We start from the raw sequence: 8622 nt of genomic DNA on the forward strand, positions 1-8622 counted from the left end.
AGTGCTGAAGGGTGGTTCCTGGCCCGGGATATCCGGCCGGAAACCGCTTTCGGGAACTGCTCCGGTACGAGCCTATGCACTTTCGCGCCGATAGTCAGTCCTTGACCATGTCCCTGCTTTTCCTAGGACTGGCAGTCCTACCTTCGTTGTAGGAAGTGCCTGGCAGGGCCGTGCCGAATGGCTAAACAGTGATGGCCGCGCCCAAAGGACGCGGCCATCACTCCTAAAACTCAGGCAGGTCAGCCTTCGTGGCGGAAACCGAGCTTGATCCGTACCTGCCAGTCGGCAACTTTGCCGTCTTCGAGGTGACCGCGGATTTCCTTGACCTCGAACCAGTCCAGGTTGCGCAAGGTCTTGGCGGCCTCGGCGATCCCGTTGCGGACTGCCGCGTCCACGCCTTCTTCGGAGGTGCCGACAATTTCAGTAATGCTGTACGTGTGGTTGGACAACTTCGCTCCTCGTGATCGCCTTCGATTCCCGGTTGCGGGCCGTTCTTGAACACTAGTGGCACTTCTCAGGCGTGGCCAGAGCCAATACGTCGGCGTGGACTCTGGTTAGGGAGCTTCGAGCACCAGGTTCTTGAGGTCATCCAGGGTCTGCTGCATGTGCAGGTCCATGGCTTCGCGCGACCGGCTCGGATTACGCGATTCCAGGGCCTCGGCGATGTTCTGGTGGTGCCCGATGGCATGCTCCTGGATGGTTGGCACGGCCGATGTTTCGGCCCGGCGCTTTTCCAGCACCCGGTGCAGCGGTGCGAAAAGGACCGCCACAAAAACGTTCTCCGAAGCGCGCAGGATCAGGTCGTGGAATGCCAGATCAGCCTCCACGAAGGCGGCAATGTCGTTGACCTCATGGGCGGCCCGCATCGCCGCTACATGGCCGAACAGCGCCTGGATGTCGGCGTCGCTGATCCGCGCCGCCGCGAGCTCGCACGCCCCGGTTTCAAGCATTCGGCGCAGTTCAATGAGCTGCACGGAGGCGGCGGCTTCGTTTTGTCCCTCTGACGCGGCGCGCAGGACAGCTTCCAGCGAAGCCCACCGGTTCAACGGGTTAACGAACGTGCCGCGGCCGCGTTCCACGCTGAGGATCCGCTGCGCTTCCAGGGTTTTCATGGCCTCGCGCACCGTCATCCGGCTCACCTCGTGCCTGGCGCTGAGTTCCAGCTCGCCGGGCACGCTGGATCCGGGTGGAAAGTCCCCGGCAATGATCCGGTCCAGGAGTTCGTCGGCAACAACGCCCACCAGTGATTTCCGTGCCATATGTCCCCCTTGCGGCGTCGCCAGATATGTCTGACAAGTCTACTTGCGCGTTTCTATGTCCTGTGCCACACTATTTGAAATGTTAGATGTCAGACATCTTACAGTTACCTCAATACTTAGAGATTTCCACACAACGGAGTGCACTGTGACGCTTGAAGCAGACATCCTGGCCGCCTTCCCGGCCGAAGTCCGGATTCCCGCCCGCCTTGTTGCCGACGCCGTCGCCGCGTCCAGCGCGGAGAACCCCCGGATGCTGGTAGTGCTCGACGACGACCCCACCGGAACGCAGTCCGTTGCGGATCTGCCCGTGCTCACCCGCTGGGAAGTGGAGGACTTCATCTGGGCCTTCGGCCAGTCGAAGCCCGCCGTGTACGTGCTGACCAACACCCGCAGCCTGGACCCGGCTGAAGCTGCAGTCCGTAACGAGGAAGTGGTCCGAAACGCGCTGGCCGCTGCCGGGTCCGCAGATGCCCTGCGGCTGGGGTTCGTGAGCCGCAGCGACTCCACCCTCCGCGGCCACTACCCGCTGGAGCCCGACGTCATCGCCGCCACCGTTGCTGATGTCAGCGGGGAAGCCACCGACGGCGTTGTGCTGGTGCCGGCGTTCCCCGACGCCGGCCGCGTGACCATCGGCGGCGTGCACTACATGCGCGGCACCGGGGACGACGCCGGCAAGCTCACCCCCGTGGCCGAGACCGAATTCGCCAAGGACGCCAGCTTCGGCTTCGCCAACTCGGACATGACCAAATACGTGGAAGAGAAGTCGCAGGGCCGCTTGGCTGCGGAATCCGTGATCGTCCTTGACCTGAACATCATCCGCGTCTCTACCGATCCGCAGATCACCGCCAAGGCCATCGCCGACGCGATCGAGCCGGCCATCAACTCCACGCCGATCGTCGCTGACATCGTCACCGAGAACGACCTCCGCGCCCTGTCCCTGGGCCTGGAAGAAGCCGAACGCCGTGGCAAGAAGCTCCTCTACCGCGTGGGACCGCCGTTTGTCCGCGCCCGGATCGGCCAGGAAATCCGAACCGAGCTCACCGGCGCTGAAGCCTACGCCGGCAACACCCCGTCCGAGGCCGGTGGCCTGATCGTGGTGGGCTCCCACGTGGGCGTCACCACCCGCCAGCTCAAGGCCCTCAGCGAACAACACAGCGCCGCGCGCATTGTGGAGATCGACGCCGAGAAACTACTCGCCGCCGAAACCGAAACAGGCGCCGGGGACACCCACCTCGACCAGACCGTTGACACCGTGGTGGAGGCGCTCCACGGGGGAGACGTCATCGTCCACACCAGCCGCCTGCTGATCATGACTGACGATCCCGCCGAAAGCCTGCGGATCGCGCGCACAGTGTCCGCCGCCGTCGTCGCCGTGGTGAACCGGACCCTCAAGACCTTCCCGCCGCGGTTTGTCATCGCCAAGGGCGGCATCACGTCCTCCGACGTCGCCGCCCACGGCCTGGAAATCCGCCACGCCATTGTCCGCGGTCCCATGCTGCCGGGCATCGTCTCGCTCTGGGAGCCGGTGGACGGCCCCGCCAAGGGCATCCCGTACATCGTGTTCGCCGGCAACGTGGGCGACGACCAGTCCCTCGCCGACGTCACCCGCAAGCTCAGCAGCACTTTCTAGCAGCCCGCCAGTATTCAAAGGAGAACACCATGACCAGCAACTACACCATCACCGTCCTGGGCCTCGGCGCCATGGGCCTGCCCATGGCCACCCGCCTGGCCAGCGAGCTCACTGTCCACGGCTTCGACATCGCCGAGCCGCGCCTGAAGCTCGCCGAAGAAGCCGGCATCCGCACCTTCGCCTCCGCCCGGGAAGCCTCCAAGGGCGCCGACGCCCTGCTCCTCGCGGTCCGCAACGGCGAGCAGCTTAACGATGTCCTCTTCGGCGAGAGTGGCGTGGCCTCCGTGCTGGAGCCGGGCGCCGTCGTCATCCTCGGCAGCACCGTGGGCACCGAAGCCATCCCCGCCACGGTAGAGAAGCTCGCCGAATACGGCGTTGAGCTCGTGGACGCGCCGCTGTCCGGCGGCCCCAAGCGCGCCGGCGAGGGTGACCTGCTGATCGTGGTGGGAGCCTCCCCGGAAGCCCAGGAGAAGGCCCGCCCGGCCCTCGAACTCCTCGCGTCCACCCTGACCGTGGTGGGCGACAAGCCCGGCGACGGCCAGGCCCTCAAGACTGTCAACCAGCTCCTCTGCGGCATCCACATCGCGGCCGCCGCCGAGGCCATGGCCCTCGCCGACGCCCTCGGCCTGGACCAGGCCAAAACGCTCGCAGCCCTCGAAGCCGGCGCGGCAGGTTCATTCATGCTCTCCAACCGTGGCCCGCGCATCCTCGAGGCCTACACCGAGGAAGGCGCCGAGGTCCTGTCCCGCCTGGACATCTTCGTCAAGGACATGGGCATCGTGGGCAAGGCCACCCGCGCCGCCGGCCTGGCAGCCCCCGTTGCCGCCGCCGCCGAGCAGCTGTACCTCCTGGGCCAGGCCCAGGGCCTCGCCGCCGCCGACGATTCCGCAGTCATCAAGGTTGTCGCGCCCACCAAGCGCACCGCCTAAGCAGCCCGGCTAAAGCACGCCGGCTGAAGCACCCCCAAAAGACTTACGACGACGGCGGTCCCCCCTCCGCCGTCGTCGTATCTTCCAGCGTTCACAAAGCACAAGAAACAGCGCCCGCTAGCCCGTCTTCTGGAAGACTGGCTTGTCGAAGGAGACACCGCAATGAACCCCCTGACTAACTCGCTGATGGTGCGGGCGGCCGACGCCCCCGCCATTAAACCCGCGGTGGAGCTGGGTACTCCTCTGCTCCTCACCATCGCGGCGATCGGCATCGCCGTCCTGCTGGTGATGATCATCCGCTTCAAGATCCAGGCCTTTGTGGCCCTGCTGACCGTGAGCATCGCCGTGGCCGTGGCCTCGCAGATCCCGTTGAAGGACGTCTTCACCGTCGTCGCCAACGGTGTGGGCGGAACCATGGGCAAGGTAGCCCTGCTGATCGCGCTCGGCGCCGTCCTGGGCCGGATGATCGAGGTATCCGGCGGCGTCCAGTCGCTGGCCGCGCACTTCACTGAGAAGCTTGGCGCCAAGCGCGTCGCGGTGGCGCTCACCGCCGTCGGCTTCCTGGTAGCCATCCCCGTGTTCTTCGAGGTGGGCATTATTGTGCTCGTCCCGATCGTCTACGCCTTTGCGAAGATCGCCAACGTGCACCCGGTCAAGTTCGGCCTGCCGATGGCCGGCATAATGCTCTCCATCCACGTCGCCGTGCCGCCCCACCCGGGCATCGTGGCAGGCGCCGGCGTGTTCGGCGCCGACATCGGGCTCATCACGCTGATCTCGCTGCTCATCTGCATCCCGCTCGGATTCCTGTCCTACTGGGTTGCCAGCATCATGAACCGCAAGGAGTACGAGCTCCTCCCCGGCGTCAAGGCCCAGGTGGACGAATTCGGCTCCGACTCCCTGGTCAAGGTCGGCCACCAAGGCCCCGGCGCCGTAGGCATCGCCCCGCCGCGTCCGGCCCTGATCATCTTCCTCATCGCCGCGCCGATCGTGCAGATCCTCATCGGCACCCTGGGCACACTCACCATCCCCAAGGACAACTCCTGGTACGGCCTGGCTGCCTTCATCGGCAACCCGTTCTTCGCCCTCCTGGTGGCCGTTGCCCTGTCCTTCTTCCTGCTGGCGGTCCGCCGCAACTGGTCCCTGAAGGAAACCGGCGAAATCTTCGAAGGCGCCCTGCCTCCCATCGCGTCCATCCTGATGGTTGTCGCCGCCGGCGGCGTGTTCGGTGAGGTCCTGCGGACCTCCGGCATCGGTGCCGCGCTGTCCCAGACGCTGGACCACCTGGGCCTGCCGGTCATTGTGCTCGGCTTCGTGATCTCCCTGGCGCTGCGTGCAGCCCAGGGTTCGGCAACCGTCGCCATCGTCACCACCACCGGCCTGCTGACCTCCGCCGTGATGGAAGGCGGCTACTCGCCGGCCCAGATCGCCGTCATCGTCATCGCCATCGGCTTCGGCTCCCTGGGCCTCTCCCACGTGACCGACGCCGGCTTCTGGACCGTGGTGCGCTACTACGGCCTCACGGTCTCGGACGGCCTCAAGACCTGGACCGTCCTCACCACCGTCCTGGGTGTGGCTGGCTTCATCCTGACCTACGCGGCCTGGATCCTGGTGGGAGGCCTGAGCGTCTGATGCGCACCCGACTCGACCACCTGGTCACCACCGCCCTCCAGCAGGGCTCGGCCGTTCCAGCGTTCACCTGCTATGACTTCACCACCGCTTTGGCTGTTGTGGGCGCGGCCGAGGACGCCGGCCACGGGGTCATCCTGCTGGTGGCCCCCAAAACGGCCGGCACGTCCAACGGCCTCCGGCTGATCGCCGCGCTCCGCGGCCTGGCAGACGCCGCGTCCGTTCCGGTGGCCGTCCAGCTTGATCACGCGACAGACCTCAAGGTGATGGCCGACGCCGTCGCCGCGGGGGCGGATTCGGTCCTCGCGGACGGCTCGTCCCTCCCGTATGAGGACAACATTGCGCTGGTCCGTGAGGCCCGCGCCGTGCTGGGTGCCGACGTCGTGCTTGAAGCGGAACTCGGCGGCCTGGCCGGCGACGAGGACCGCGCCTTCGGCGCCGACGAAGCCGGTGTGGCAGTGGCCGGCCTGACGGACTCCGCCCAGGTGGAGGACTTTGTGGCCCGGACCGGCGCGGAACTCCTGGCTGTTGCGGTGGGCAACGTCCACGGCAAGTACAAGGGCGAGCCGCAGCTGCGCTGGGACGTCCTGCAGGACATTGCGGTGCGGACCCACATCCCGCTGGTGCTCCACGGCGCGTCCGGCATTCCGGCGGGAGAGCTGGTCAAGGCCGCCGCCATGAACGTGGGCAAAGTGAACTTCAATACCGAGCTCCGCACCGGCGTGCTGTCCACGCTCCAGGAACAGCTGCCGGCGCACCGGACCGACGGCGAGAACCTCCAGGGCCTGCTGGGCCACTGGAACACCTCGGCCAGGGAATTCGCCACGTCGGCTTTGGGCATGCTCAGCCGCTGACGCATCCGTTGAGTTTTGGGGAGGCTAGGATCAGCACATGATCCTGGCCTCCCTGCTTTTTGCCTTCCTCGCCGCCGCGCTCCACGTGTACATCTTCACCATGGAGTCCCTCACATGGACCACGCCGGCCACCTGGAAACGCTTCGGCCTCACCTCCCAGGCCGACGCCGAGACCACCAAACCGCTTGCCTACAACCAGGGTTTCTACAACCTGTTCCTGGCCATCGGCGCGTTCATCGGAGTGGGCTGCGTGGCGCTCGGCCCCGACTGGTCGGCGCAGCACGTGGTGGGCTGGACGCTGATCTTCAGCTGCTGCGGGTCGATGCTGCTCGCCGCGGCGGTGCTGGCACTCAGCGGGAAAAAGTACCTCCGCGCCGCGGTTCTGCAAGGCACGACGCCGTTGCTCGCCGTCGTGCTTGGGTTGCTGGCCGTCGCTGGCTGACTGACACTCCTGGCCGGAGGGTGCCTTTCTGGCCGGGAGCGCATCGCGGGCGGACAATTGAGTCAACAGCAGCATCGGCGCATGTAGGGACTGCACGTGAGTGGTGTGAAGGAGCCGGGGCCGGCCCCGCAGGGTGAACAGGCGGTCCAGCGCGACCTCGTGATCGACCTTGTCCGGTTCGTCTGCCTGGCCCTGGTGGTGGTGGGCCACTGCATGATGGTCAGCCCCGTCCTGCAAGGGGACGGCACCGTGACCTCCAAAAATACGCTGGGCGATCAGCCCTGGTTTGTGCCGGTCATCTGGATCTTTATGGTGATGCCGCTGTTCTTCGTGACCGGCGGCACCACCGGCCTCCAGTCCTGGCAGCGGCTGAAAGCCCGCGGCGGCACCGGCGTCGAGTTTGCCCAGGCACGGCTCCTGCGGCTGATCCGCCCGGCGGCGGCACTCCTGGCGGTGATGTTCTTGGGCCTTTCAGCGGCGCTCCTGCTCGGCGTGGACCCCCAAGTGGTCCAGCTGATGGCCACCGGGGCCGGCATGCCGCTGTGGTTCCTCGCCGCCTACCTTGCAGCCCAGCTCAACATCCCGCTCCTGGCCCGGTTCCACGAGCGCGCGCCCTGGCTGACCGTTGCCGTCCTGGCGGCCCTCGTGGTGGCCGTCGACTGCTTCCGCGGAGCCCTGCCCATGCTCGCCTACGCAAATCTTGTTTTCCTGTGGTGCGCCGTGCAGCAGCTTGGTTTCCTGATGGCCGACGGTTACTTCGCCAGGCTCACGCGCTCCGGCCTGGTGGGGCTCATCCTGGCAGCCAACCTGGTGCTCGGGTTGGTCACTGGCCTGGGTCTCTACTCCGGAAATATGCTGGTCAACCTCAACCCGCCCAACCTCTGCCTGCTGCTTTTGGGCGTGTCCCAGGCTGCCGCGCTCCAGCTTTTCCGGCCGGGGCTCGGCTGGGTTTCCGGGGTGCGCTGGATCCGCGCGGTGGTCATGGTTGCCGGCCACCGCTCCATGACCGTGTACCTGTGGCACCTGCCGTTGCTCGTGGCTATGTCCGGGCTCCTGCTCCTCACCGACTTCCCCAAGCCCGCGGCAGGCACCGCCGAATGGTGGTGGGCCCGCCCGCTCGTCCTCCTGGGGGTTGTGGCTCTCCTGCTCCCGGTGCTGGCTGCGTTCGGCCACCTTGAGGAACGTCCGACGGCGTCTGTCCACACCCGCGGCCGGCCCGCCGCCGCGGTGGTGACGGCCGCCGTCGTCGTCTTCATTCCGGTGGCGGACGCTGCCCTCAACGGCCTGACGCTTGGCCTGCTCGGAGGCGGCGCAGCATGCTTTGTGTTGGCCGTCCTGCTGCTGGGCAGGATGCCCGAACGTGTCCCCGGCGATGTCGGTGCCGAACGCGTCGCCCACGATGGCGGCCAGTCTGACGGGCCATTGCCAGCGGGGCCAAGTAGTGCCAATGTCGAACCATGACTGAGAACATGATTTCCACAGAGGACAAGTTCAGCCCTGACGTCTCGCTGTCCAGGGATGACGAGCATCACCGCTACGAGCTGCGGGTGGGCGGGAAGATCGCCGTCCAGTCCTTCTTCCGGGACCTGCCCGGACACGTGGATTTCCTCCATACCGACACCGCCGAGGACTTCAAGGGCCAGGGCCTGGGCAAGGTGCTGGCGCACTTCGCGCTCGACGACGTGGTGGCTTCGGGTAAGCGGATCATCCCGCATTGCCCGTTCATTTCCGGCTACCTCCGCGCCCACGAGGGCTACGAACAGCACATCGACTGGCCGGACAACTAGGGCGTGTCTCCTAATGCTTTGGGGTGGCTTTTTGGCAAAATTGAGCGGTGAGTTCGCGTTATGCCTTGTTGTCCGATGCCCAGTGGGAGTTCATT

9 protein-coding genes are annotated in these 8622 nt (G+C 66.3%); 7 read left to right on the forward strand and 2 right to left on the reverse strand.

Going from position 1 to position 8622, the window contains the following annotated elements:
- Nucleotides 1-239: 239 nt before the first annotated feature.
- Both NG696_RS08705 and NG696_RS08710 read right to left on the reverse strand, forming a co-directional pair.
- On the reverse strand, nucleotides 240-449 hold the full coding sequence (locus NG696_RS08705) for a dodecin (protein ID WP_056347910.1): 210 nt from the start codon (nucleotides 447-449) through the stop codon (nucleotides 240-242).
- Nucleotides 450-554: 105 nt separating this feature from the next.
- Nucleotides 555-1259 (reverse strand): FadR/GntR family transcriptional regulator, encoded by a 705-nt coding sequence (locus tag NG696_RS08710; protein WP_248763112.1) that lies wholly within the window; start codon nucleotides 1257-1259, stop codon nucleotides 555-557.
- Nucleotides 1260-1404: 145 nt separating this feature from the next.
- Here NG696_RS08710 and NG696_RS08715 point away from each other — a divergent pair, with 145 nt between their 5' ends.
- The 7 genes from NG696_RS08715 to NG696_RS08745 all read left to right on the forward strand — a co-directional run bounded on the left by NG696_RS08715 (nucleotide 1405) and on the right by NG696_RS08745 (nucleotide 8527).
- Nucleotides 1405-2889, forward strand: a complete 1485-nt coding sequence (locus NG696_RS08715) for a four-carbon acid sugar kinase family protein (protein WP_252575166.1) — start codon at nucleotides 1405-1407, stop codon at nucleotides 2887-2889.
- 29 nt (nucleotides 2890-2918) lie between these two features.
- The gene (locus tag NG696_RS08720) at nucleotides 2919-3818 is read left to right on the forward strand and encodes an NAD(P)-dependent oxidoreductase (protein ID WP_252568115.1); all 900 of its coding nucleotides are present in this window, start codon (nucleotides 2919-2921) and stop codon (nucleotides 3816-3818) included.
- A gap of 162 nt (nucleotides 3819-3980) precedes the next feature.
- Nucleotides 3981-5447 (forward strand): GntP family transporter, encoded by a 1467-nt coding sequence (locus tag NG696_RS08725; protein ID WP_252568117.1) that lies wholly within the window; start codon nucleotides 3981-3983, stop codon nucleotides 5445-5447.
- Nucleotides 5447-6298: a class II fructose-bisphosphate aldolase gene (locus NG696_RS08730; protein ID WP_252568119.1), complete on the forward strand. Its 852-nt coding sequence runs from the start codon at nucleotides 5447-5449 to the stop codon at nucleotides 6296-6298. Before NG696_RS08725 ends, NG696_RS08730 begins: the two co-directional genes overlap by 1 nt.
- A 37-nt stretch (nucleotides 6299-6335) precedes the next feature.
- On the forward strand, nucleotides 6336-6740 hold the full coding sequence (locus NG696_RS08735) for a DUF1304 domain-containing protein (protein WP_252568121.1): 405 nt from the start codon (nucleotides 6336-6338) through the stop codon (nucleotides 6738-6740).
- 96 nt (nucleotides 6741-6836) lie between these two features.
- On the forward strand, nucleotides 6837-8201 hold the full coding sequence (locus NG696_RS08740; RefSeq protein ID WP_374208691.1) for an acyltransferase family protein: 1365 nt from the start codon (nucleotides 6837-6839) through the stop codon (nucleotides 8199-8201).
- On the forward strand, nucleotides 8198-8527 hold the full coding sequence (locus NG696_RS08745; RefSeq protein WP_252568123.1) for a GNAT family N-acetyltransferase: 330 nt from the start codon (nucleotides 8198-8200) through the stop codon (nucleotides 8525-8527). Before NG696_RS08740 ends, NG696_RS08745 begins: the two co-directional genes overlap by 4 nt.
- Nucleotides 8528-8622: the final 95 nt, after the last annotated feature.

This window comes from Pseudarthrobacter cellobiosi, from assembly GCF_023913755.1.
Taxonomy (GTDB): Bacteria; Actinomycetota; Actinomycetes; order Actinomycetales; family Micrococcaceae; genus Arthrobacter; species Arthrobacter cellobiosi.

What these genes read in the sequence shown, in the direction of transcription:
- NG696_RS08720 (WP_252568115.1), top strand. Translation starts at nt 2,919, where the DNA reads ATGACCAGCAACTACACCATCACCGTCCTGGGCCTCGGCGCCATGGGC.
- NG696_RS08745 (WP_252568123.1), top strand. Translation starts at nt 8,198, where the DNA reads ATGACTGAGAACATGATTTCCACAGAGGACAAGTTCAGCCCTGACGTC.
- NG696_RS08725 (WP_252568117.1), top strand. Translation starts at nt 3,981, where the DNA reads ATGAACCCCCTGACTAACTCGCTGATGGTGCGGGCGGCCGACGCCCCC.
- NG696_RS08735 (WP_252568121.1), top strand. Translation starts at nt 6,336, where the DNA reads ATGATCCTGGCCTCCCTGCTTTTTGCCTTCCTCGCCGCCGCGCTCCAC.
- NG696_RS08710 (WP_248763112.1), bottom strand. Translation starts at nt 1,259, where the DNA reads ATGGCACGGAAATCACTGGTGGGCGTTGTTGCCGACGAACTCCTGGAC.
- NG696_RS08730 (WP_252568119.1), top strand. Translation starts at nt 5,447, where the DNA reads ATGCGCACCCGACTCGACCACCTGGTCACCACCGCCCTCCAGCAGGGC.